Origin of the sequence: Shewanella sedimentimangrovi (assembly GCF_017354965.1) — a bacterium.
Taxonomy (GTDB): Bacteria; Pseudomonadota; Gammaproteobacteria; order Enterobacterales; family Shewanellaceae; genus Shewanella; species Shewanella cyperi.
In genome coordinates, this window is the sequence record NZ_CP071502.1 from 2,225,986 (window position 1) to 2,248,644 (window position 22,659).

Genomic DNA, 22,659 nt, shown 5'->3' on the forward strand with positions numbered 1-22,659 from the left:
TAAAACAGCAACGACTGATTAAGGCAAGGAATGCCGGGTCTTATTGGCCTTCCTGGCCGGTGAACACATAGGGTTTGTGATAATGATTGCACTGCTGAGAAAACTGTCCGTCCTGCAACGCCTCATACTGATGTTGCTGCTCGCCGCCCTGGGCACCCTGGTGTTCGGCGGCCTATCCATCCGTGAGCAATACAACAATCTGGAAGCCCAGAAGTGGCTGCAAAATGACGGTCAGCTGGATACAGTCTTGTCCATCGCCAAGGGATTTGAAGACCGGGTAACAGAAGGCGTCCTGAGCGAGCAACAGGCCAAGGATGCGGTACTGGAAATTCTGGGTGACAGCCATTACGGCAATGGCGGCTACTTCATTGTGGTGGGCCCAGACGATAACATCATTGCCCACGGTGCCGGCCAGCAGTGGCTTGGGCGTTCCATCCGGGAATTCCGCCTCGCAGACGGTGACAATCCGGTGGCCGATCTGGTACAGCAGGCCAGGGCCAAAGAAAAAGGCATGCGCACCTACGAAATTGCCAACCCGGCTACGGGACGTGCGGAAGACAAGCTCACCGAGTCTCGTCAGTTTGTCCCCTGGGGCTGGACCTTAATCACAGGTGCCTATATCGAAGACATCCACAGCGTGATGGAAACGGCAATATGGCATTACTTTCTGATCATGCTGGGCATTTCCATTCCGCTGCTGGCCATGTTTGTGATGCTGAACATCTCCATCACAGCACCTTTGAAGGACGCCATCCTCGCCATGGAAGACATAGCCCAGGGAGAAGGAGATCTCAGGGCCCGGCTTGATACCCATGGCCGTGACGAAATCAGTGAGCTGGCACGGGCGTTCAACCTGTTCGTGGCCAAAATTGCCGCACTGGTAGAGCAGATGCAACCACTGGGACGCGAGCTTGACCAGGACGCCCGCCAATTGATGGTGGCCGTGGAGGAATCGGGCCAGAGCAGCGAACATATTCACCGGGAAACCGCCAGCGTGGCCACCGCCATCAACCAGATGCTGGCCACCAGCCACGAAATGGCCGGTAACACCCAGCAGGCTGCCGATGCCGCCACCAGTGTGCAGCAGCAGGCCCAGAAAACCCAAACCCTGATGGGCAATACGGTAACCCAGACCCAAACCCTGGTGGCCGATCTCAAGGCCGCCGAAGTCACCACGGAACAACTGGGTGCCGCTTCGGCCAAGGTGGGCAGCATAGTGGATGTGATCCGCGCCATTGCGGACCAAACCAACCTGTTGGCACTCAACGCGGCCATTGAAGCCGCCCGCGCAGGCAGCCATGGCCGCGGCTTTGCCGTGGTCGCCGATGAAGTGCGCGCCCTGGCCAACCGCACCCAGGACTCCACCAATGAAATCCAGGCCATCATCAGTGATATTCAATCGGGCATCACCTCAGTGATGCAATCGAACGCCGACAACCAGGCACAGTCTGTGGAACTGCAGGCCCAGGCCGAACAGGCCGGCGACGCGCTTAATGCCATTTTGAGCCTTATCGATCATATCAATGGCATGAATACCCAGTTGGCCAGTGCCACCGAAGAGCAAAGCCTGGTGACCGAGGAAATCAATCGCAACATCAGCAATATTTCCGAGCTGATGGAGGTGCTGGCGGCGGGTAACGACGGCAATGCCAAGGCCGCAGAACACCTGCAACAAATAAGTACCCAGATGTCGAGTTGCCTGGGTCAGTTTAAAATTTAAACCAGCCGGAGGGACACTAAAGTCCCTCTTTTTATTGGTAACATTTATGTTAACCTAGTCCAAACAACGACTGTTCTCGGGTCATTCCAAGAGGGATTTCAGGTGCGCATGACTTTGGCGGTGCATCCGCAGCTCTACAGCATTCACAGCTTCAGCCCGGAGACCCCATTGCCGGCCGCCGTGTTCAGCCAGCCGATGTTTTTTATCGGTAAGACCCGCGAAGAATTGTCCGTGGTGGTCCCTGCGGAACTGGAATTGGACAGCCTGGAAACCGAAACAGACTGGCGCTGTTTCGAAATTTTGGGGCCGCTGGGCTTTTCCATGACCGGCATACTGTCACGGGTGTCCGGCACCCTGGCCGACGCCAGCATCAGTATCTTTGCCATCTCCACCTTTGATACCGACTATATTCTGGTCAAACGCGACAAGCTCAAGCAGGCCATAGGCGCCCTTAAACGCAGCGGCTACCAGATAATCGAGTATCCGGCACAAACCGAATGACACCCTGAACTTGCAGTACAGTGTCACCTTGCAGACAATAAGCGCATCCTATTTGGCTAGCCAGAATTACTATGTACGAAAAAACAGTCACCATCACAGCCAAACATGGCATACACACCCGGCCTGCCGCCCTGCTGGTCAAGGCGGCCAAGTCTTTTGATTGCGATGTAATAGTGGAATGCAATGGCAAACAGGCCAGCGCCAAAAGCCTGTTCAAGCTGCAGACCCTGGGTCTTTACAATGGCGTCAGCGTGCGGGTTTTTGCCCAGGGCGATGAGGCCGAGCGGGCGGTCGAGGAAGTGGCCGAACTGCTCATCACCTTAAGCTGACGGGAATAGGCCATGGACGTTAAGGGTATCGCGGTATCATCGGGCATCAGCTTCGGCGAAGCCCTGCACCTGGCCACAGAGCAGCGTAATCTGGATTACCGGTTGCTGCCGCTCAGCCGCATTCCCCAGCAACTGAATCGCTTTGATGCCGGGCTTAAACGCCTGGCCCAGCAATTGGCAGACAGCCTGCAGGGACTCGACGAGCACAGCGACAATTATCAATTGATTGAAGCCGATCTGCTGTTGCTGGAAGACCCCGAAATGGCCGGACAGATCCGCAACTCCATCCGTGGACTGCAATTTTCCGCCGCAGTGGCCATAGAGCGGGTGTTTGCCCACCAGGCGAGCGAGCTGGAGGCCATGGACGATCCCTACCTGGCCCACCGGGCCCAGGATGTACGCTGCCTGGGGCGCCGCCTTATTGCCGCAGTGGATGGCAAGGCGGCACTGGAGCCGGGCAAGCTTACCCGCCCTACCATCATACTGGCGCCGGATCTGACCCCCGCCGAATTCGCCGTACTGCCGCTGGACAATATCAGTGGTCTGGTGCTCAAAAGCGGCGGATATACCAGTCATACCGCCATTTTGGCCCGTGCCGCCGGTCTGCCGGCCCTGCTCTCCTGCAACTTCGACAGCCTGAACATTGCCAACGGCGATGCCCTGGTGCTCGATGCCGAACAGGGTTGTCTGCACCATCAACCGGATGCCGAGCTGCTGGAGCAGCTCAACGCCCGTGCCAAGATTGAGGCCGAGCGCCGTGTCAGGTTGGAGAAATACCGCGAGCGGGCCGCCATGACCAAAGATGGCCACGAGGTCAGCCTGCTGGCCAACGTCGGCAATCTCAACGACATTACCCATCTGGCGAAAACCGGGGTCGATGGCATTGGTTTGTTCCGCACCGAATTCATGTTGATGCATTGCAGCGAGCTGCCCGATGAGCGCAGCCAGTACCGCCTGTATTGCGATGCCCTCCACGCCCTTGAAGGCCAGGTGTTCACCATACGCACCATGGACATAGGTGCCGACAAGGAACTGCCCTGCCTGCCGCTCACCAGCGAAGACAATCCTGCTTTGGGCCTGCGGGGACTGCGCTACAGTCTGGCCCACCCCGAGATGCTCAAAACCCAGCTTAGGGCGGTACTGCGGGCCGCCAACCACGGCCATATCCGGCTGATGTTTCCCATGGTCAATCAGGTGGAAGAACTGGATCGGGTCTTTGCCCTGCTGGAGGAGTGCAAACAGGAGCTTATCGAGGAGGAACGCGGTTTCGGCGAGCTGAGTCTCGGCATAGTGATAGAAACCCCGGCGGCGGTGATGAACCTGCCCTCCATGTTGCCCATGCTGGATTTTGTCAGCATAGGCACCAACGACCTGACCCAGTACGCCATGGCCGCCGATCGCGCCAACCCGCAACTGACCCGGGATTACCCCACCTTATCGCCGGCGATTTTGCGACTTATCAGCATGATATTGCAAAGCGCCCGGGCCCAGAATGTGCGGGTCTCCCTGTGCGGCGAATTGGGCAGCGATCCGCGTCTGGTGCCATTGCTGATTGGCCTTGGCCTTGACGAACTCAGCGTCAACACCGGCATGGCGCTGGAGGTCAAAGCGGCCATCTGTGAGGCTGATTACCAGCGCTGCCTGCTGCTGGCGGGCCAGGCCCTGATGGCCGACCGTCTGGAGCAGCTCAACCAATGCATAACAAATTACAAATAGCACTACTAATTCAGTATGATAAACCTCATACTCACAAGCAAAGCCAATAACAACTAAGGGGCACATACATGGGATTTTTCAGCCGCATCCGGCGCCTCATTTCCGGCCAGCCAAACCTTGAAGGTGGCATAGCCATACTGGCCCCCGTCTCGGGCGAAATTTTTCCCATAGAAAAGGTGCCCGATGTGGTGTTTGCCGAGAAGATAGTCGGTGACGGCATTGCCATCCTGCCCCAGGGCGAGCAGATCCTCGCCCCCATCGACGGCACCATAGGCAAGATTTTCGAAACCAACCACGCCTTCAGCATAGAATCCCCCCAGGGCCTTGAGCTGTTTGTCCATTTTGGCGTCGGCACCGTGGAACTCAGGGGCAATGGCTTTACCCGTCTGGCGGAGGAAGGCCAGCAGGTCAGAGCCGGCGATCCCATACTGTCTTTCGACCTTGACTACCTGCGTGAGCATGCCGACAGCCTGCTGACCCCTGTGGTGCTGGCCAATATGGAAGACATCAAGTATCTGGAAAAGGCCCAGGGCAAGGTCGTTGCCGGCAAGGACGTGATCTTCACAGTGCAGCTATAAGCCGCATCTTATGTCTTTGATTTCAGAAGTATATGCACACACTATCCCGTAAAACACTCATGCAGGCGCATGGAGTTTAAGGAATTTCTGGGGCGAGTTAATCAAAAGCCCGCCCCGCCCTAAGTCTTTGTGCGACAGCCCCTATTATCATTCCGTCGGCGAAAAATCAGCGTAGCAAACCATGGGGAACTTCATGCAACCACGCAGCCAAGAAGGGTACGGGTTGGCAAAATAAGTGTCGCCGCTGATCTGGCTATTTCTACTCTCTCATTTTTTGCATCATTGGCATTCGCTGTCATCTGCAAAACAGACCCGATCACGGCCACTCTGTTTTGCTTGGTAGAGTGCTTGATCTGCAGCTTTCAGGCTTTCCTCCAGCGTCTGGCTGCCGTCATTTGCCGTACAGCCAATCGAGACCGTAATAGGTCCATGTATATCCGTCCAACCCTCAACGTAAATGTTTGCGATATTTGAACGTATGTTGTCAGCGACCCTTTCGGCTCCCCGGCGGCTGGTATCAACCAGTACAATGGCAAATTCCTCACCGCCAATTCGACTGACCAGGTCGACAGTGCGGACAGAATTTCTTAGGGTTTCCCCAAATTTGACCAGTATCCGATCCCCCATATCATGCCCGGCGGTATCGTTGATCTTCTTGAAATAATCTACATCCAGGATCAACAGCCAGAACAGGCCGCCGTTACGTTGGACACGACACAGTTCTTCTTGTCCAAACTCAAGAAACTTTCGGCGGTTCGCTAGCCCTGTCAATTGATCATTCATGGCTGCCTGGGTGAGTAAAAATTCACCTATACGACGCTCATGATCGATTTTTTCCTGGAAGATGGCCGACATGCTAACCATTAAGATAATGAACCAGCAAATGGTCACGACGAAAACACCGAACAAATTCCCATCGTTTGAATTGAGCGATTTAATCAGCAGATAGCCGAGTAGAGTTGGGATTGCGTAGCCGGCTATGGTTTGTAACCTGGCTATTTTGCCTCCGACATACGGACTCAAAATGGCCTTCACGGCGCCGAAATTGGCCGTCATCACCAAGGCGGCTACTGCGAGCGCAAATCCTGTGGAAGCCGTCAGCATCGACATTTGACCGTAAAATTGGTCAATCCCATAGGCATAACCCGTAAAGGAGATTGTAGGTATGGCCAGCGCGATGAAAGCGACAAATTGCGAGGCTATGAATCGCTTAAAACCATATAACTGTAAGCTCAGTGCAATGCAAAAAAACATGATGGCGGAATTGATCCCCATGTTATTGCTTTTGCCCATTTGCAGGTCAAGTGCCACTTGGCGCTGAAAAGGTGTTATCGATTCGGAAACATCGGCATTGAACAAGACATCGAAGAATCGGGTAGATGTGATGATAATCACCATCAATGCCAAAGCTCTCTGCAACAACAGAACGCGCGGTTTGTTATAATCACCCCTGAGTCCAAAGCCTATAAAAATCATGCAGATTGCTGTCAATGGATTAGTTGCTGGTCCATTAGTAATCGGCCTGTAAAACGCCTCGACAGACCCAAAATAGCCGGCAATTGCCGTAAAACCAAACAAGATACACACAATACTGAGAGGACGGACAAGTGCATGAGCATATTTCACGAGTATCCAAGTTTTTTCTTCGATTGCTGTCTGTAACATATTGGATTAACTCCGTCTCTTTATTGGTGTTAAGCCGGACATTGGATGAACCCTATCATACACGATTAATTCACATCGGCGGCAATCTTGTTTGACGACATAGAGTTAGCAATCCAGGCACTAAGTTATCGAGCTTCCATTCAAGTCCCTCTGTAGCCCCTCAATAGAAAGCCATGACTAAGACTCTGCGGAGCCATTGCTCGCCCATGAAGCAAAAGGCAAATGCTGTAGTCCAAATAAAGCCAATCCAGCGCCCCGGCACTTGTGACTGAAAACGCAGAATGCCACAATGCCCTCACGTAGGCTTTCGACATCAATTCAAGGGAGTAACCCACTTTGACCCTCTCCGGCACCAAAATTTATGGTATCAAAAACTGCGATACGGTAAAAAAGGCCCGTAAATGGCTGGAAACCAACCAGCTGGCCATGGACTTCCACGATTTCCGCGACGATGGTCTGGACAGCGCAACCTTAGAAGCCTGGGTTGACGACCTGGGATGGGAAGCCTTGTTCAACAAGCGCTCCACCAGTTTTCGCGCCCTGAGCGATGCCGACAAAGCCAATCTGAATGCTGCCAAGGCCCAGACATTGATGCTGGCCAACCCCACACTGATCAAAAGGCCCGTGCTGGTGCACGGCTCCCAAATAGCCTGCGGTTTTTCCGAGGCCCAATATCGTGAGATTTTCGGCAAATGAGCAGCCCAGTTGTTGAATTGACCCAGGCGCTGATTGCGCGCCCCTCCGTGACCCCGCTGGATGAAGGTTGCCAAACCCTGATGGGGCAGCGCCTGGCCGCCATTGGCTTTGAACTGGAGCCCATGGTATTTGAAGACACCACCAACCTGTGGGCCCGCCGCGGTACAGAGGGGCCGGTATTCTGCTTTGCCGGTCACACAGATGTGGTGCCCACAGGCGATCTGGCCCGCTGGCACACACCGCCGTTCGAGCCCACCATAATAGATGGCTATCTCCACGGCCGTGGCGCCGCCGACATGAAGGGCTCCCTCGCCGCCATGGTGGTGGCCACCGAGCGCTTTGTGGCCGAGCATCCGGATCATCAGGGCTCCATTGCGTTTCTAATCACCAGTGATGAGGAAGGTCCCTTTATCAACGGCACCACCCGGGTGATAGACACCCTGGAGGCCCGTAACGAAAAGATCACCTGGGCTTTGGTGGGCGAGCCTTCCAGCACCCACAAGCTGGGGGATGTGGTGAAAAACGGCCGCCGCGGCAGCCTCACAGGCAACCTGACGGTCAAGGGCATTCAGGGCCACGTGGCTTACCCGCACCTGGCGGACAACCCGGTGCACCGGGCCGCGCCTGCCCTGGCAGAGCTGGCCGCCATGCACTGGGACAACGGCAACGAATTCTTCCCGCCAACCAGTTTCCAAATTGCCAACATCCATGGCGGCACCGGCGCCTCCAACGTGATCCCGGGCGAGCTCAAGGTGATGTTCAATTTCCGTTACTCCACCGAAGTGACCGCCGAGGAGCTTATCAGCCGGGTACAAAGCATTCTTGATGCCCATGGCCTGGATTATGATTTGCATTGGACCTTCAATGGCCTGCCGTTCCTCACCGGTGATGGCCCACTGCTGGAAGCCACCCGGGAGGCCATCTTCGAGGTCACCGGCAGCCATACGGATCCGCAAACCACAGGCGGCACCTCAGATGGGCGCTTTATCGCGCCAACCGGCGCCCAGGTCATAGAACTGGGGCCGGTCAATGCCACCATTCACAAGATAAACGAGTGCGTGAAGGTGGCAGATCTGGAACTGCTGGTGGGCTGCTACCAGCGCATATTGGAAAAACTGCTGTGCCCCTGAGTCAGCCTGAGCTTTACGGCCTGGGTACCCCGGCGCTGACCGAGATTGGCGGCGCCGGCCTGTTACCACAGGTCGCCCGGGCCTTTGAGGCCATGGCAATCGCGGCCCGTAACGAAGGCATAGCCATCGCCATTGCCTCCGGCTATCGCAGTTTCGATCGCCAGCTGGCAATCTGGAATGCCAAGGCTGGGGGCAAGCGCCCACTGCTCGACCGTGATGGCACCGCCATTGACCCAGCCAGTCTGGATCCGCAGCAGTTGATGGAAGCTATTTTGCTCTGGTCGGCATTGCCCGGCACCTCGCGGCATCATTGGGGTACGGATCTCGATGTCTTTGATTGCAGTCGCATTACCAAGGCCGATTTGCAACTGGTGCCAGCGGAATATCAGCAAACCGGCCCCTGCGGCGCTTTGCATGACTGGCTTGAGGCCCATGCCCACGAATACGGTTTTTTCTTTCCCTATCAGTCGGGCCTGAGCGGAGTCAGCGCCGAGCCATGGCACCTGAGCTATGCCCCGCTTGCCGTGCCCATGCTGGCCGAATTTGACAGTCATGACCTCGCCCTGGCACTGGAGCAAGCTCCCTTGGCACTCAAGGCCCAGGTGTTGCCGCGCCTCGATGCCCTGGTGCGACATTATGTTCACTTTATCGCGCCGCCGGGCCCGGCGGCTCGCCCAAACAGTTAGTGGAATTTCAGATGGAAAACATCACCCCCAAGCGCTTTGGCCTGCACGGCAGCCACCTCAGTTATCTTGATTTGGGCGACGGCCCGGTTTTACTGCTCGGTCACAGTTATTTGTGGGACAACCACATGTGGCGGGAACAGCTTGAGTTGCTGAGCCAAAGATACCGGGTCATAGCCGTGGACCTTTATGGCCACGGCGAGTCGGGCCCCCTGCCCGCCAACCATCACAGCCTGATAGACATAGCCAGAGACATGCTGGCACTGCTGGACAGCCTGGCCATCGACAGGTTCAGCATTATCGGCCTGTCTGTGGGGGCCATGTGGGGCGCCGAGTTGGCGCTGCTGGCGCCGGGTCGGGTGCAAACCCTGGTGATGCTCGACAGCTTTATCGGCTTTGAACCCGAAGTCACCCGTGACAAATATTTCGGCATGCTGGATATCATCAAGCAGCAGCAAGCCATTCCTGACTCATTAGCCGATGCCATAGTGCCGCTGTTTTTTGCCACCACACAATCACCACAGCGCGATGCCCTGATGGCGGATTTTCGCGCCGAGCTGCTGGCCATACCCGCCGCCAGAATAGACAGTCTGGAGCGCTTGGGCAGGATGATCTTTGGCCGTCGTGACACCTGTGAGGATGCCGAGCAACTGACCCAGCCCTGCCTTATCATGGTCGGTACCGAAGACAAGGCCAGAACTGTGCTGGAAAGTTACCTGATGCACGAAACCATTGCCGGCAGCGAACTGGTGCATATCCCAAAAGCCGGTCACATCAGCTGCCTGGAACAGCCCGAAGAGGTCAACAAAGCCCTGCTGGCCTTCCTCGCCCGTCATCTGGGTCATTAATCCTCCCCTCCAAGCCTTCAACGCGGGTCAGACCTTCGGGCCCGCGAAATCGCTCACACATCCAGCAATGTTTCATTCTTGTTGCTTATTTGTTGCTTGAAATCAAAGTAAAACCGCCACCTTCAGCTACTTTTAACTTGTATTCCCAAATACAGGACTGAAAAACATGAAAAAAACAACAATAGCTCTCGCCCTGCTGCCACTGCTTCACAGCCCTGCGCTGTTGGCAGAGGTGCAGATCAACGGCTTTGCCTCCATAGTGGCGGGAAGCAGCCTGGATGATGATGAACCTCTGTATGGTTATGATAAAGATATTGATTTCAACGAACACACCAAGTTTGCCGTGCAAGTGGCAGCGGATCTCGGCCAGGGCCTGAAAGCCACGGCCCAGGTGCTGGCCCGCGGCAGCGAGGATTACAGCGCCGAGTTCGAGTGGGCCTACCTGTCCTATGACATCAGTGACAACCTGATGCTAATGGCCGGGCGCCAGCGCTTTAACCTCTACAAATACTCGGACTACATAGATGTGGGTTATGCCTACCACTGGATCCAACCGCCCCAGGGGGTCTATTCCCTGCCCTTCAGCTCAGGTGAGGGCGTGGGCCTGTTGTACACCACCCAATGGGGCGATACCGATGTGGGGGTCACCTACAAGTACATTACCTCCTCTATCGACGACTATGTGCCCTCGGGAACCGACGTCGAACCTGCGCCCTTCTCAGCCAAGGCCCATGTGCTGAACCTGAACTTCACCACCGGCGACTTTGAATACGGCCTCAATCTGGGTTACGCCCCGGAAGTGACCTACCTCAATCCGGATCTGGCCTTGCTGGCGGAGACCTGGGCCCAAACCGGTCTGTTTGACGAGTCCACCCTGAATGATTTCCTGGCCATTGATGATGCCGTCAGTCTGGTGGGGGTGCACGGCAAATATGACCCGGGCAACTGGTTTATCCTCGCCGAATACACCACCTCTGAGTATCAGGATGCCAACGCCTTTACCAACCAGGATTCCATATATGTCTCGGCCGGGATCCGCTGGAACCAACTGACCTTCCACCTGACCTATGGTCAGGATGAAAACAAACCCCAATACGATTCCTATAACGCCATGGCCCCCGTGATAGCCGGCCTGCCGGCACAAACCCAGGCCCAATTGCTGCCACTGCTGGCGTTGACCAAGCAAGCACTGGAAACCCAGCAACAGGACAGCAACTACTACACTGTGGGCCTGCGCTGGGACTTCCATCCGTCGGCCGCCTTCAAGATGGAGTACACCGACTTTACCAATGACAAGGGCCCCACGGCCGATGGTCAGGCCCTGATGATGGGCGTGGATCTGGTGTTCTAAGAGGAGACAGACAATGAAAAGCATTAAATTACTGGCCGCCTCACTGACGCTGTTGGCACCACTGGCCTTTGCCGAAGTGGCTGTGGTGGTGCACCCCAGCAACAACGACACCCTGACCAGCGCCGATATCTCGCGCATCTACCTTGGCAAGCTCAAGTCCTTTCCCGGTGGCAGCCCTGTGGTGCCCTTGGATCTCAAGGAAGGCAGCGATATCCGCAGCCAGTTTGTCGACAAGGTACTGAACAAGTCCGAAAGTCAGCTCAAGGCCTATTGGTCAAAACTGGTGTTTTCCGGCCAGGGACAACCCCCCAAGGTCGTTGAAAACGCCGAAGTGCTGGGCCTTATCGCCGCCAACCCCAACATGATTGGCTTTATGGATGCGGCCGCGGTCGACGCCAGTGTCAAGGTGGTGGCCCGCTTCTGAGCCCTAAGCTCAAAAATCACTGCTCCTGGCGGTAACACAAACCAAGGCCGGCACCCGCCGGCCTTGTTATTCAGCAAGGACTGTTTTATCTGCCAACCTCTGAGTTTTCATATCTTTATGCTGATTTTGTCTTGGATAGACCAGACAGGAAAAATTTCCTGATACACTAGCGCCGACATCAGCCAATTTTGCGAAAATGAAAACAATGAAACTACTTAAGCCCTTGTTTGATAACAACCGCCGCTGGGCCGAGCGCATCCGCCATGAAAACCCATCTTTTTTCGAGCAATTGGCCAAACAGCAAAACCCTGAGTATCTGTGGATTGGCTGCTCCGACAGCCGGGTGCCCTCCAACCAGATCATCGATCTTCTGCCCGGTGAAGTCTTTGTTCACCGCAATATCGCCAACATGGTGATCCACACCGATCTCAACTGCCTGTCGGTACTGCAATACGCGGTGGAGGTGCTCAAGGTCAAGCACGTGATGGTGGTCGGCCACTATGGCTGTGGCGGTGTGCGCGCCGCCATGGGCAAACAGCGCCTGGGCCTTATCGACAACTGGCTCGGTCACCTGCGCGACATCTACCGTATTCACCAGCAGGAGCTGGCCGGCATGGATGACCAGGCCCGTTTCAATCGCTTCTGCGAACTGAACGTCATTGAGCAGGTGGCCAACGTGGTCAGCTCCACCGTCATCCAGGAAGCCTGGCTGCGCGGTCAGGACGTCGCCGTCCACGGCTGGATCTATGGCATAGACAATGGTCTGCTGACGGATTTGGATGTCACCACAGACAGGCAAACGGCCCAAAACCAGGGCAATTAATCCTTCCCCCGCCGGTTCCGTTCCCGGGACCGGCAAATTCCGCAATTTTTTCACCGCAAACCATCGCAGCCCCTTGGCAAGCCAGTTATAATCCCTAAGTTTTTTTATCTTTGCGCCCAGGCGCTATGCCCTATTTAGGAGATCCACTTCCATGCCCGGTTTTGAAATATTTGGTCCTGAAGAGAAGCAGGAAGTCGCAGATGTGATGGAGAACGGTTTTACCTTCCGTTACAACTTTGATGGCATGCGCAATGGTCGTTGGAAGAGCCGTGAAATGGAAGAGCTGCTGTGTGAGAAGCTCAATGTCAAACACGCCCATCTGCTCTCCAGCGGTACCTGTGCCCTGACCACGGCCCTGATGGCCGCCGGCATTGGTGCCGGTGATGAAGTTATCGTTCCCCCCTTTACCTTTGTGGCCTCCATCGAAGCCATCATGATGGCCGGTGCCGTCCCCGTGTTCGCCGAAATCGACGAGACCCTGTGTCTGTCCCCCGAAGGCATCCGCGCCGCCATTACCCCACGCACCAAGGCCGTTAACTTCGTGCACATGTGCGGTTCCATGGGTCATATGGACGAAATCAAGGCCATCTGCGATGAGCACAACCTGATCCTGCTGGAAGACGCCTGTCAGGCCATAGGTGCCAGCTACAAGGGCAAGTTCCTCGGCTCTATCGGCCATGTGGGTTGCTTCTCCTTCGACTCGGTGAAAACCATTTCCTGCGGTGAAGGCGGAGCGGTAATCACCAACGATGAAACCATCTACAACCACAGCCACATGTTCTCTGACCACGGTCACGACCACATAGGCAACGACCGCGGCGCCGAAAAGCACCCCATCATGGGTCTGAACTTCCGCATCAGCGAAATGAACGCCGCCCTGGGTCTGGCACAGCTGCGTAAGCTGGACACCATTTTGGACATCCAGCGCACCAACAAGAAGATGATCAAGGACGCCATGGCGGAAATCCCCGAGGTCAGCTTCCGCGTGATCCCGGACCCTGAAGGCGACAACGCCGGCTTCCTCAGCTTTATGCTGCCAAGTGAAGAACGTGCCCAGGAAATCAACAAGGCCCTGGCCGCCAATGGCGTCGACGGTTGCTTCTACTGGTACGTCAACAACTGGCACTACCTGAAAAACTGGCACCACATCCACAATCTGCAGGCCCCAGCCGCCCTGCCCATCAGCCTGGTGGCCGACAAACCCGATTACACCCAGGTATCTGTGCCCAAGTCCGATGCCATCATGAGCCGGACCATCTCCATGCTGATCAAACTCAGCTGGACCGAAGAACAGATCCAGCAACGTATAGCCAACATCAAGAAGGCATTTGCCCAATAATTCGAGGGAGTGTGTTTCATGAGTTTCAAGAATTTCAAAGTCGTTGAGAAGCTGATCTTCGGCCGTGGTTCCTTCAATCAACTGGACGAAGTGCTGGCCGCTCAACGCAAGAGCGCCGACGACTTCGTGGTGTTCGTGGTGGACGATGTGCACCGTGGCAAGCCACTGGAAGGCCGCATTCCCCTGAAGTCCCAGGATCTGCTGCTGTGGGTCAACGTGGATGAAGAGCCTACCACTGAGCAAGTTGACGGCCTGACCGCCGAAGTACAGGCTTTCAACGGCAAACTGCCGGTGAGCGTTATCGGTCTGGGTGGCGGTTCCACCATGGACTTGGCCAAGGCAGTATCCCTGATGCTGACCAACCCTGGCGGCTCCGCCATGTACCAGGGCTGGGATCTCATCAAAAACCCTGCCGTGCATCACGTGGGTATCCCCACTGTGTCCGGTACCGGCGCTGAAGCCTCACGCACCGCGGTACTTTGTGGCCCCGAGCGCAAACTGGGTCTGAACTCTGACTACACAGTGTTCGATCAGATCATCATGGACTCCGAGCTGATTGACGGTGTCCCTACAGATCAATGGTTCTACACAGGTATGGATTGCTACATCCACTGCGTTGAATCGCTGGAAGGTACCTTCCTCAATGAATTCGCCCGTGCCTACGCCGAAAAGGCCATGGATCTGTGCCGCGAAGTCTACCTGGGCGATCACCCCGAAAAAGACGACAAGCTGATGATGGCCTCCTTCATGGGCGGCATGAGCATCGCCTACAGTCAGGTGGGTGCCTGCCACGCCGTGTCCTACGGCCTGTCCTATGTGCTGGGTTACCACCACGGCATAGGCAACTGTATCGCCTTTGACGTGCTGGACGAGTTCTACCCCGAAGGTGTGGCCGAATTCCGCCAGATGCTGAAGAAGCACAACATCACCCTGCCGAAGAACATCTGTAAAGATCTGCCGGACGACACCATTGCCGCCATGGTCAAGGTCACCAAGAGCATGGGTCCCCTGTGGGCCAACGTCTATGGCGAAGGCTGGCAGGAAAAAGTCACCGACGAGATGTTGACTGCGCTTTTCCGTCGCATCTAAGCTCTACCCAGGCATCACTGTTTCAGGGCCCACTTGGGCCCTGTCCTCTTTAAGCACAGGAATTTTTGAATGAATGTCACCCTGTTAATCCCGGCCCGCTACGGTTCCAGCCGTTTTCCCGGTAAACCATTGGCACCGATTAACGGCAAGCCCATGATCCAGCACGTATACGAGCGTGCCGCCCTGGCCAAGGGCCTCAGTGCCATCTACGTGGCCACCGACGATGAACGCATCAAGGATGCGGTTGAAGAGTTCGGCGGCAAGGTGGTCATGACCGGCACCCACGCCGCCTCGGGCACCGACAGGATTGAAGATGCCATCACCCAGCTGGGCCTCGGCGATGACGACCTGGTGATCAACCTCCAGGGCGATCAGCCCCTGATTGACCCCATCTCCATCGAGCAAATAGTCGAACTGTTCCGCCGCCATCCCGGCGAGTTCGAGATGGCGACCCTGGGTTACCAGATAAGCGACAAAGTGGAGCTTGACGATCCCAAGCACGTCAAAATGGTGTTCGACAACGACATGTATGCCTTGTACTTCTCCCGTGCCCGTATTCCTTTCGGCCGTGACGTGAGCGAGTATCCGGTTTACAAGCATCTCGGCGTGTATGCTTACACCCGCCGCTTCGTGCACACCTTCAACAGCCTGCCGCTGGGCCGCCTGGAAGATCTTGAAAAGCTCGAGCAGCTGCGTGCCCTTGAGTACGGTCACAAGATCAAGGTCGCCATCAGCGCCTTCGACTCGCCCGAGGTGGATACTCCGGAAGATATCCGTCGCTGTGAAGCCCGCCTGAAGGTGGACTGATGAACGGCTCCGGCATGTCATCCCTCGAAGTCTGGCTGATCATCCTGCTGGTTGTCGGCGTTATCGCCAGCAACCTGGCGGTACTCAGGTACAGCGCCAAGTTCAAGCTGCCCCAATTTGGCGATCCCAAGAAGAATGCCAAGGAACAACAAGGCCAGCCGCAAAATGAGGCCAACCAAGCCGCAGCGGATGCAGATCCTCAGAATAAAGTTTCTAAGACTGATTCGGCAGAGCATAACCAGGAAGAAAAGCCACAAGGCCCGCCCGGTGACAAGCAGGAATAAAAAACGCCCCGCAAGGGGCGTTTTTTATTGGCACAGGTGCTTGAAAGTCATTAACAACAAGCCACGGTCATTTTTGTATGGGCCACTTGTTATATGGGCCGGTTGTTATAGGGACAACGTCTTGGGCCTGAGTTGCTCGATTATCTGCGCATCTATCCAGTAAAGATCCGACTGCGGCTCGCCATCGCTGCCTGCTTGCGGCACCATTCGATTGAAGAAGAGATATTTACCGTCGGGGGTCACCTGTGCCCCACCTTCTTCGGCCTTGGTGTTTACCTCATTCCCCAGGTTAATCGCCTCTCCCCAGGCGCCATCCGGCTGACGGAAGCTGATATAGAGGTCGGTATCGCCATAACCGCTTTCTCTTTCACTGTTCCATATAAGGTAAGATTCATCCGCAGCGATGAATGGATGGGCATTCCACTTGCCGGTATTGATCGCTTCAGGGAGCGGTTTGGGCGCCTGGTGTTTGCCGTCAACCAGCCGCGAATAGCGGATTACGCCGTCGCCATCGGACGCCCCCATCTCGTCCAGCACCAGGGTGCCGTTGCGTGAGGCCGTTAGCCCCATAATGCGTATTGCTTCAAACGCCGGCCCTAAGCTTTTCATTTCTGACCAGCCGGTCTCGGTTAGCTCCCTGTATTGGGCGCCAAAATATTGGGTCTTTCCGTCCGGCGAGTCGAAAGGTATGTGACTTGTATATGGCGTCGCTGTCTGCTGCCAGCCGTGGTCGACCTTTTTGAAGCTAACAGATTGGGTTTCTCTCTTCCCGTTATTCACCCGCCAGCGGATGACGTAGAACTCATTCATATCGGGGGAAAAATGCCCCGCATCCCCCCAATCATGGGTATTAACAATGCTGGGGGCAAAGGGCTCAGCGGTCAAACCCGGTGGCTTTTGCCCAAGATAGCGGCCTTCAAGGCGCGGTTTTTTAACTTGACTAAAATCTTGACTAAAATCTTGGCCATGACCTTGGCTGCTGATGACAAGCAGGGAAAATAACAGCGTATTGACCGTCCAAATGTGCCTCATAATTCATCCTTAAATTGAAATCAGAAAACCAGCGTCTAAGCCCATTTCCCACCCCCAATACCGGTATTTTCTGATCCAGAGCGGAGTTTCTACCTTAACCGAAAGCCTTGCTCATTGGAAATGAACCCGTGAGCCGCACTTTGACGACGGCTAACTGCTCTGCTCCTCCAGCAATCCCGTATCCAAAGAGACGGTGTCAGGGGGGCCCGCCATTCACATCAATATTAAACACACTCAAGCCCCCAGGGTTTCTTGCAACAGCCTGGCCCATCCCTGTGCATCCATCATGACAAAACGGCGATAGCTGCCATCGCTCAAGCTGACCTTGATGCCCTCCGGAATAAAAGGCGGCAAACTGTAGGTCTCAACCTTGATGATGTCCCCCAGGGGGAGCCGGTAGGGCCCGAGTCCAAACCCTTTATTGAGAGGTTCAAAGCACAAGGCCTCCTCAGTAAGCGTCAGCCTGCCATCGGCTCTGGCCATGCCCTTGTGCACTATGGCATGGGTGCTCCTGATATATTCAGTTGCCATAACTATCCCTTATTTTTGTTTAAATCCGGGGCAACAGTCCCCGCCTGGGCGTGGCGGCTGTTATTGCGCGGAAATTGTCTTCCGTTCAGTAATTTGCCGATGACAGAATAACGCACCATCAGATGATAACTGACAAGGCAAGCCAAGCTTGTCAGCACAGTATTGAGGGCCATCTTCTCCAATGCCGACAGCGGCGCCTGATACAGCAGGATCCCAAACCCCAGGGTGCCCAACATATGCACCAGATAAACCCAGTAAGAACTGTCAGACAGGTAACGCATTACCCGGTTGTGGCCAGATGCGTAGCGCAGGAACAAGCCGATAAAGAAAAAGCTCCACAACCAGGTTGAACAGTTGTACACATAGGCTATCAGCACCCGCCCCTGCCATTCCGGCAATGCTCCCGCCTTGGCTATCTCGAAACAGACCAGGGAGGCGATGAACAACACAATGGCCGCACTAAGAAATCGCCACACGTATCTGGTCCAGGCGGCAAACAGACTTTCCCTGCCCCCATAGCAATGCCAGCCCACCAGGAAAAATAATCCGCTATGCAAAAATTCATAAATATTGGGCACGAAGGAGCCGTCCGGCGTCACCATGCCAAAGGGGTAGCAACTGCCCACCAGTGCCAAAGGTACCGACAAGAGCAAAAATCCCCACCAACGGCCAATCAGGGTGTCCCCAATAGCATTCAGATTGCGCTTGAAACGGCTGCCCAGTCGCGCCAGCAGCTGGCTGACGGGCAATGCCAGCAGGCAATATAACAACAGGTAGTAGATAAACCACAGGTGCAAGGTATTGATAAAGGGTCGATTGCCACCCGGCGTCCGGATTTCGGCACCTTTTCCCAACAGCGACAGATCCAGGCCGGGCTGGCCGGTTTTCATCAGCTGGATATACACATTGATCAGTAAGGACATGGCCACAAACAGCAACGGCCAGAACAGAGCAAAGGGCAAGGCGATACGTTTGAGTCTGTGGCTTATCATGCCCCTGACGTCGCTGCGCGCCACCAACATGGCGGCGAAAAATCCGGCCAAAATAAAAAACACCGGCACCCGGAAATTATGGATCCACACCAACAGCAAGTCCGCCCAAGGCGTGGTTTGGCTGTCTCGCCATGGCAAATCGCTTGGCCCGGCCATGTGCTGCACCGCCACATGCAGCAAGATGCCGAGCCACATCACCAGGGCTCTCAAATTGTCGAGGGCGTGATAACGTTCATCATGCATATCTCTCTTCCTTAATTACGCTCGTATGAATTGCAGTGAGCATCTTAAGGCCTTTTCTTGTTCGCTCCCGAAAAAGTACAGCAACGGTTAACAATGGCTACGGAGCGGTCAATAGCGGGGATGAATATCCGTTTCAGCGTGTTTTGTGACAAAAGCCCTTCCACTCTCTGTGTTATGCTAGGCCAAACAAATTAAAAATTATGACTTTTTCAGCAAACATGGCCGAAAGCACCACATCACTATCACGCCCCGAAAATGCCCTCTCTTATCTTATCCGGCAAGGCTTGGGCTGGAGCCTGGTGGCCCTGATCTGGTGGGCTGCCGCTCATGGGGTCGACAATGTCGGATTTGATCTGAGATTTCTCGCTTGGGACCTCTATATCTGCAGCGGCTATTTCGCCATTACGCACTGCCTGTTTCGCCCCCTCGTCAGGTCGTTGCGGGCACGGCTCCCCCCGCCGCCCTGGCGCTATCCCCTGCTGCTGGCCTTGCCCTGGGCCGGGATCCTTGTATTGGCCGCAATGGAATATCTCTGGTTCTACCTGAACGGCTTTTCTTTCGAGCTGCTGGCTGAACAGCTGCCCAGGAAAATGCTGTTCCACGGCATTTTCCTCTATGCCTGGCTGCTTTGCTATCAACTTGCCTGGGTGCGCCGGCAGACCACTGACAACATTGAACTGGCGGAGAAGCCACGCATTTATGTACTGGCGCAGCTGGGCGGCTGGAGCATAGCCGGGCTGCTGTGGTATGTGCTGGTTGTCTCGGGGCCGTTGGCTGATTCAGACACCCTCTGGCTGCTCAGCTGGATCCTGCTGGTCTGCTGCGTCAGTCTGCTGTTGTCGCACTTTGTACTGCGGAGCTACTTTCAGGCGTCGGCCGACAGGCCTGGCGGGGTGCTGAAAAAGTCGCTGCAGCTGATACTGCTGACCTTGCTGTGCGCACTGATGATCATGGTCGCCGAAGCGATTTGGATCCCGATCACCGGCTTCGGGATACGTTCTCAGTCCGGAGCCCAATTCCTGGTGGTATTTGCCATCAAACAGGGCTTTTTCTTGTTTTGGTCGCTGGTTTACCTGAGTTGGCTTGCTTCGAGGCAAAAGGAACTGGCCGAGACCAAACGCCTGCTGCTGGAAGTTGCCTATCAGGAAGCCCAGCTCTCCGGCTTAAAACAGCAGCTCAATCCCCATTTCCTGTTCAACACCCTCAATTCCATACGGGCCATGATCATTAAAGATCAGAACATCGCCCGCACCATGGTCAGTTCAATGTCGAACCTTCTGCGCTACTCCCTGTACCTGGGAGAACAAAACACCTTGCCGCTGTCGCGGGAGCTGGAAATCGTCGAAGAATACCTGGCACTGGAAAAGATCCGCTACGGCGAGCGGCTCCGGGCCGGCTTCGCCCTCGACAATGGGCTGATGGATATACCCGTATTGCCCATGTCGCTGCAAACCCTGGTCGAAAATGCCATCAAACACAATATCCAGCGTACCGAGCGGGGAATATCCCTGACCATAGGCGCCCAACGTCAAGGCCAGGAACTGCGGTTGTGGGTGGAAAACGAGGGGCAATTGCAAAGCGAGGACAGCGGCGGTCTCGGATTGAAGAACATCCGCCAAAGGTTAAAGCTGATTTTTGGTGATGCCGCAGAGCTCAGCCTGACATCGCCGGGAGAAAATCGGGTGCTGGCGCAAATGCGCTACCCCAGCCCGGGACAAGCAACGGAGTCTCCACAATGAAAGCCATCATAGTCGATGACGAGCAATTGGCCCGTGAAGAACTGAAGTACTTGCTGGGTTCTTGCCGGCAGGTAGAACTGCTGGCGGAGGCCGAAAACATCACCCAGGCGCAACAGCTCATCGAAACCCTGCGCCCGGATCTGATCTTTCTCGATATCGATATGCCTGGCGGCGGTGGTTTTGAATTGCTGGAACGGCTGGCCTTTGTGCCCGCGGTCATTTTCACCACGGCTTATGATCAATATGCCATCAGGGCGTTCGAGGTAGATGCCCTGGATTATCTGCTAAAACCGATTGACGAAAAGCGGCTGCAAAAAGCGCTGCAGAAGGTGGCCGAACAGCCCGGCCCACAGCAAACACTGAGTGCCGACGCCAAGATATTCATCAAAGACGGCAATGAATGTTGGTTTGTAAGAGTCGGCGACATCATGCTGTTTGACTCCATAGGGAACTACTGCAAGGTCTACTTCAACGACAAGCAGCCAATGATAAAGCGCTCCCTGGCTCAGCTGGAGGAACGCCTGCCGGAGGACAAGTTCATTCGCGCCAACCGCGGTCAGCTTGTTAACCTGGACGCCATAGTCGGCATCGAATCCCTTGAAGGTGGCATCCTGCAACTGACCCTGAAAAATGGTCGCGAGGTGGAAATGTCACGCCGCCAGGCACAGCTGTTCAAAGGGCTGAATGCGCTTTAGGGAAGCAAGCGTCGCCTGCAGGAATAGGCCAGCAAGGTCTGGCGGGTGATCCGCAGGGATAAAAAACGCCCCACAAGGGGCGTTTTTTAAACCAATTATTGTTAGCAGCCGTTACTTAGAAAATCTGACCTATCCGCCTTTCGTATCAATTCAGCGCCATGGCTACCGCTGACCTCTTCCCCAAGACTCTGTTGGAAAAATGCTCCTTGACCAGAACGGAAATTGACCAACGATGACAGGGCCTATGATGTTTAAACCAACAATTACCGTGTCTCTGAGATATCAATGCAGAGAGACTGGAGAGCATAAAAACACCCTTCATGGTGTTTGTTTAATTATTCGGTTATGGCGAACTGGCCAATGGCGCAAATTTTGGAATGATATCCCCACCAATCCAGTCAGCCAATCCTATTTCACGTTCCATGAAAATGGTCCATCCAATCCGGTACTTGAACCATTTACCTGAAAGAGAGGACAATGTGTCCTCTCTTTCAATCACAAGCCAGCTTAGCTAATTATGAAATACGTCAGAGATGATAGCTTGGAGTTTTTCGGGCAAATAACTGGCTTCGTGTGGCACCTGATCCAAGATAGTTAAAGTGACGTTTTCCATACAGTCTTGATAGCTCAATGAGCTAGAAAATTTGCTATCAGTGGTTACTCCAGGATACTCACTTTTCTTTGTCTGGCCCGAACAAGCATTCTTATCGACCCAAAATGCAATAGTGTCATCCACCGATTGAACCATACCAGCCTCACGTCCTACATAAGGTACGTCTTGGTCAAAACGACTATGCAGATGATGGATCTGCACTGGTGTAGAAGTAGAGCAACTGTCAAAAGCCCCTCTGAATTGACCGGCAAGTGATACCATGCCAGTGATGGACTCTGGGATTTCACAGGCCAGAGTGTACCCCATAAACCCGCCCGCTGAGTAACCAAACACATAGAGGTTGTCAGATGTGATATTGTGCTCGGCCTTCACCCTTGTCAGCAACTCTATAATAAAAGCGGTATCTTTATTTGAATTGGCTCTGGCTTGATTTTCACTGTCCCATTCATATGCCGAGCCATTTCCTTTTGGAGCCAAAGCAACCAGATTATATTTGTCAGCGATCGTTTTGGCACCAAAGATACCCATGACTTTTTTTGCATGCCCGGGAGCTCCGTGCAAAAACAACGCTATACCCTGATTGCCTGTCTTATTGGCAGGTTTATATAGTATCGCTTCACGTTGTCCGACATTTACGCAGAGACTGTCTTCATCCAATACACTGCCGGCGCAGCGGTTTTCCTGAATCACTGGTTTAACGGTTTCTTTTGTATCCTCACCACCGCAACCTACGAGACCAAAGACAATACCAAATGGTATTATTCTAAGCCAGTAATTCATATATCCCTTTGAAAGAAAGTGCATTTTAAAAGCTCCAGTTGTTGTAATTGC

General features: G+C 54.7%; 23 protein-coding genes. 18 read left to right on the forward strand and 5 right to left on the reverse strand.

What is annotated here, in order from left to right:
• The first annotated feature begins 82 nt into the window (after positions 1–82).
• From JYB85_RS09640 to crr, 5 genes are all read left to right on the forward strand, one after another.
• Positions 83–1,720 (forward strand): methyl-accepting chemotaxis protein, encoded by a 1,638-nt coding sequence (locus JYB85_RS09640; protein WP_207379147.1) that lies wholly within the window; start codon positions 83–85, stop codon positions 1,718–1,720.
• A 102-nt stretch (positions 1,721–1,822) separates the two neighbouring features.
• Positions 1,823–2,221 carry an ACT domain-containing protein gene (locus JYB85_RS09645; protein WP_207379148.1) on the forward strand — a complete coding sequence of 133 codons (399 nt, stop codon included), beginning with the start codon at positions 1,823–1,825 and terminating at the stop codon, positions 2,219–2,221.
• Positions 2,222–2,292: 71 nt separating this feature from the next.
• Positions 2,293–2,550 (forward strand): HPr family phosphocarrier protein, encoded by a 258-nt coding sequence (locus JYB85_RS09650; RefSeq protein WP_207319862.1) that lies wholly within the window; start codon positions 2,293–2,295, stop codon positions 2,548–2,550.
• 12 nt (positions 2,551–2,562) lie between these two features.
• Positions 2,563–4,266: a phosphoenolpyruvate--protein phosphotransferase gene (gene ptsP / locus JYB85_RS09655; RefSeq protein ID WP_207379149.1), complete on the forward strand. Its 1,704-nt coding sequence runs from the start codon at positions 2,563–2,565 to the stop codon at positions 4,264–4,266.
• A gap of 68 nt (positions 4,267–4,334) precedes the next feature.
• Complete coding sequence (crr, locus tag JYB85_RS09660; protein WP_207379150.1) at positions 4,335–4,844, forward strand: PTS glucose transporter subunit IIA; 510 nt, start codon at positions 4,335–4,337, stop codon at positions 4,842–4,844.
• Positions 4,845–5,123: 279 nt separating this feature from the next.
• Here crr and JYB85_RS09665 read toward each other — a convergent pair whose 3' ends face one another.
• Positions 5,124–6,509, reverse strand: a complete 1,386-nt coding sequence (locus JYB85_RS09665; protein WP_207379151.1) for a GGDEF domain-containing protein — start codon at positions 6,507–6,509, stop codon at positions 5,124–5,126.
• A 336-nt stretch (positions 6,510–6,845) separates the two neighbouring features.
• Here JYB85_RS09665 and JYB85_RS09670 point away from each other — a divergent pair, with 336 nt between their 5' ends.
• The 11 genes from JYB85_RS09670 (at position 6,846) to JYB85_RS09720 (ending at position 15,983) form a co-directional block, all read left to right on the forward strand.
• A complete protein-coding gene (locus JYB85_RS09670) occupies positions 6,846–7,205 on the forward strand; it encodes an ArsC family reductase (protein ID WP_207379152.1) in 360 nt (119 codons plus the stop codon).
• Positions 7,202–8,335 carry a succinyl-diaminopimelate desuccinylase gene (gene dapE / locus JYB85_RS09675; protein WP_207323948.1) on the forward strand — a complete coding sequence of 378 codons (1,134 nt, stop codon included), beginning with the start codon at positions 7,202–7,204 and terminating at the stop codon, positions 8,333–8,335. Before JYB85_RS09670 ends, dapE begins: the two co-directional genes overlap by 4 nt.
• On the forward strand, positions 8,326–9,021 hold the full coding sequence (locus tag JYB85_RS09680; RefSeq protein ID WP_228730073.1) for a M15 family metallopeptidase: 696 nt from the start codon (positions 8,326–8,328) through the stop codon (positions 9,019–9,021). Before dapE ends, JYB85_RS09680 begins: the two co-directional genes overlap by 10 nt.
• Before the next feature lie 11 nt (positions 9,022–9,032).
• On the forward strand, positions 9,033–9,866 hold the full coding sequence (locus JYB85_RS09685) for an alpha/beta fold hydrolase (RefSeq protein WP_207379153.1): 834 nt from the start codon (positions 9,033–9,035) through the stop codon (positions 9,864–9,866).
• Positions 9,867–10,032: 166 nt separating this feature from the next.
• Positions 10,033–11,217 carry a porin gene (locus tag JYB85_RS09690; RefSeq protein ID WP_207379154.1) on the forward strand — a complete coding sequence of 395 codons (1,185 nt, stop codon included), beginning with the start codon at positions 10,033–10,035 and terminating at the stop codon, positions 11,215–11,217.
• 13 nt (positions 11,218–11,230) lie between these two features.
• Positions 11,231–11,641 (forward strand): type 2 periplasmic-binding domain-containing protein, encoded by a 411-nt coding sequence (locus JYB85_RS09695; protein WP_207319868.1) that lies wholly within the window; start codon positions 11,231–11,233, stop codon positions 11,639–11,641.
• Positions 11,642–11,846: 205 nt separating this feature from the next.
• Positions 11,847–12,464 carry a carbonate dehydratase gene (gene can / locus JYB85_RS09700; RefSeq protein ID WP_207319869.1) on the forward strand — a complete coding sequence of 206 codons (618 nt, stop codon included), beginning with the start codon at positions 11,847–11,849 and terminating at the stop codon, positions 12,462–12,464.
• Positions 12,465–12,615: 151 nt separating this feature from the next.
• A complete protein-coding gene (locus JYB85_RS09705) occupies positions 12,616–13,803 on the forward strand; it encodes a DegT/DnrJ/EryC1/StrS family aminotransferase (RefSeq protein ID WP_207379155.1) in 1,188 nt (395 codons plus the stop codon).
• A gap of 18 nt (positions 13,804–13,821) precedes the next feature.
• On the forward strand, positions 13,822–14,892 hold the full coding sequence (gene kdnB, locus JYB85_RS09710) for a 3-deoxy-alpha-D-manno-octulosonate 8-oxidase KdnB (protein WP_207379156.1): 1,071 nt from the start codon (positions 13,822–13,824) through the stop codon (positions 14,890–14,892).
• Positions 14,893–14,961: 69 nt separating this feature from the next.
• Entirely contained in the window at positions 14,962–15,699 is a 738-nt protein-coding gene (kdsB, locus tag JYB85_RS09715; protein ID WP_207379157.1) for an 8-amino-3,8-dideoxy-manno-octulosonate cytidylyltransferase KdsB, read from the forward strand.
• 14 nt (positions 15,700–15,713) lie between these two features.
• Positions 15,714–15,983, forward strand: coding sequence for a DUF2897 family protein (locus JYB85_RS09720; protein WP_207382027.1), 270 nt, complete (start codon positions 15,714–15,716; stop codon positions 15,981–15,983).
• A gap of 105 nt (positions 15,984–16,088) precedes the next feature.
• On the opposite strand, the gene JYB85_RS09725 is transcribed toward JYB85_RS09720, so the two are convergent.
• The 3 genes from JYB85_RS09725 to JYB85_RS09735 form a co-directional block, all read right to left on the reverse strand.
• Positions 16,089–17,015 (reverse strand): TolB-like translocation protein, encoded by a 927-nt coding sequence (locus tag JYB85_RS09725; RefSeq protein WP_207379158.1) that lies wholly within the window; start codon positions 17,013–17,015, stop codon positions 16,089–16,091.
• 234 nt (positions 17,016–17,249) lie between these two features.
• Positions 17,250–17,546: a PH domain-containing protein gene (locus tag JYB85_RS09730; RefSeq protein ID WP_207379159.1), complete on the reverse strand. Its 297-nt coding sequence runs from the start codon at positions 17,544–17,546 to the stop codon at positions 17,250–17,252.
• A gap of 2 nt (positions 17,547–17,548) precedes the next feature.
• Positions 17,549–18,781 carry an acyltransferase family protein gene (locus JYB85_RS09735; protein WP_207379160.1) on the reverse strand — a complete coding sequence of 411 codons (1,233 nt, stop codon included), beginning with the start codon at positions 18,779–18,781 and terminating at the stop codon, positions 17,549–17,551.
• A gap of 200 nt (positions 18,782–18,981) precedes the next feature.
• Between JYB85_RS09735 and JYB85_RS09740 the strand changes: the two genes are divergently transcribed.
• Positions 18,982–20,520, forward strand: coding sequence for a sensor histidine kinase (locus JYB85_RS09740; protein ID WP_207379161.1), 1,539 nt, complete (start codon positions 18,982–18,984; stop codon positions 20,518–20,520).
• On the forward strand, positions 20,517–21,215 hold the full coding sequence (locus tag JYB85_RS09745) for a LytR/AlgR family response regulator transcription factor (protein ID WP_207379162.1): 699 nt from the start codon (positions 20,517–20,519) through the stop codon (positions 21,213–21,215). Before JYB85_RS09740 ends, JYB85_RS09745 begins: the two co-directional genes overlap by 4 nt.
• Before the next feature lie 511 nt (positions 21,216–21,726).
• Here the strand turns inward: JYB85_RS09745 and JYB85_RS09750 are convergent.
• Entirely contained in the window at positions 21,727–22,632 is a 906-nt protein-coding gene (locus JYB85_RS09750) for an alpha/beta hydrolase family esterase (RefSeq protein WP_207379163.1), read from the reverse strand.
• Positions 22,633–22,659: the final 27 nt, after the last annotated feature.

Coding starts and splice junctions, on each gene's coding strand:
- JYB85_RS09640 (WP_207379147.1), top strand. CDS start 83: ATGATTGCACTGCTGAGAAAACTGTCCGTCCTGCAACGCCTCATACTG.
- JYB85_RS09650 (WP_207319862.1), top strand. CDS start 2,293: ATGTACGAAAAAACAGTCACCATCACAGCCAAACATGGCATACACACC.
- ptsP (WP_207379149.1), top strand. CDS start 2,563: ATGGACGTTAAGGGTATCGCGGTATCATCGGGCATCAGCTTCGGCGAA.
- crr (WP_207379150.1), top strand. CDS start 4,335: ATGGGATTTTTCAGCCGCATCCGGCGCCTCATTTCCGGCCAGCCAAAC.
- JYB85_RS09665 (WP_207379151.1), bottom strand. CDS start 6,509: ATGTTACAGACAGCAATCGAAGAAAAAACTTGGATACTCGTGAAATAT.
- dapE (WP_207323948.1), top strand. CDS start 7,202: ATGAGCAGCCCAGTTGTTGAATTGACCCAGGCGCTGATTGCGCGCCCC.
- JYB85_RS09685 (WP_207379153.1), top strand. CDS start 9,033: ATGGAAAACATCACCCCCAAGCGCTTTGGCCTGCACGGCAGCCACCTC.
- JYB85_RS09690 (WP_207379154.1), top strand. CDS start 10,033: ATGAAAAAAACAACAATAGCTCTCGCCCTGCTGCCACTGCTTCACAGC.
- JYB85_RS09695 (WP_207319868.1), top strand. CDS start 11,231: ATGAAAAGCATTAAATTACTGGCCGCCTCACTGACGCTGTTGGCACCA.
- can (WP_207319869.1), top strand. CDS start 11,847: ATGAAACTACTTAAGCCCTTGTTTGATAACAACCGCCGCTGGGCCGAG.
- JYB85_RS09705 (WP_207379155.1), top strand. CDS start 12,616: ATGCCCGGTTTTGAAATATTTGGTCCTGAAGAGAAGCAGGAAGTCGCA.
- kdnB (WP_207379156.1), top strand. CDS start 13,822: ATGAGTTTCAAGAATTTCAAAGTCGTTGAGAAGCTGATCTTCGGCCGT.
- kdsB (WP_207379157.1), top strand. CDS start 14,962: ATGAATGTCACCCTGTTAATCCCGGCCCGCTACGGTTCCAGCCGTTTT.
- JYB85_RS09720 (WP_207382027.1), top strand. CDS start 15,714: ATGTCATCCCTCGAAGTCTGGCTGATCATCCTGCTGGTTGTCGGCGTT.
- JYB85_RS09725 (WP_207379158.1), bottom strand. CDS start 17,015: ATGAGGCACATTTGGACGGTCAATACGCTGTTATTTTCCCTGCTTGTC.
- JYB85_RS09730 (WP_207379159.1), bottom strand. CDS start 17,546: ATGGCAACTGAATATATCAGGAGCACCCATGCCATAGTGCACAAGGGC.
- JYB85_RS09735 (WP_207379160.1), bottom strand. CDS start 18,781: ATGCATGATGAACGTTATCACGCCCTCGACAATTTGAGAGCCCTGGTG.
- JYB85_RS09740 (WP_207379161.1), top strand. CDS start 18,982: ATGACTTTTTCAGCAAACATGGCCGAAAGCACCACATCACTATCACGC.
- JYB85_RS09745 (WP_207379162.1), top strand. CDS start 20,517: ATGAAAGCCATCATAGTCGATGACGAGCAATTGGCCCGTGAAGAACTG.
- JYB85_RS09750 (WP_207379163.1), bottom strand. CDS start 22,632: ATGCACTTTCTTTCAAAGGGATATATGAATTACTGGCTTAGAATAATA.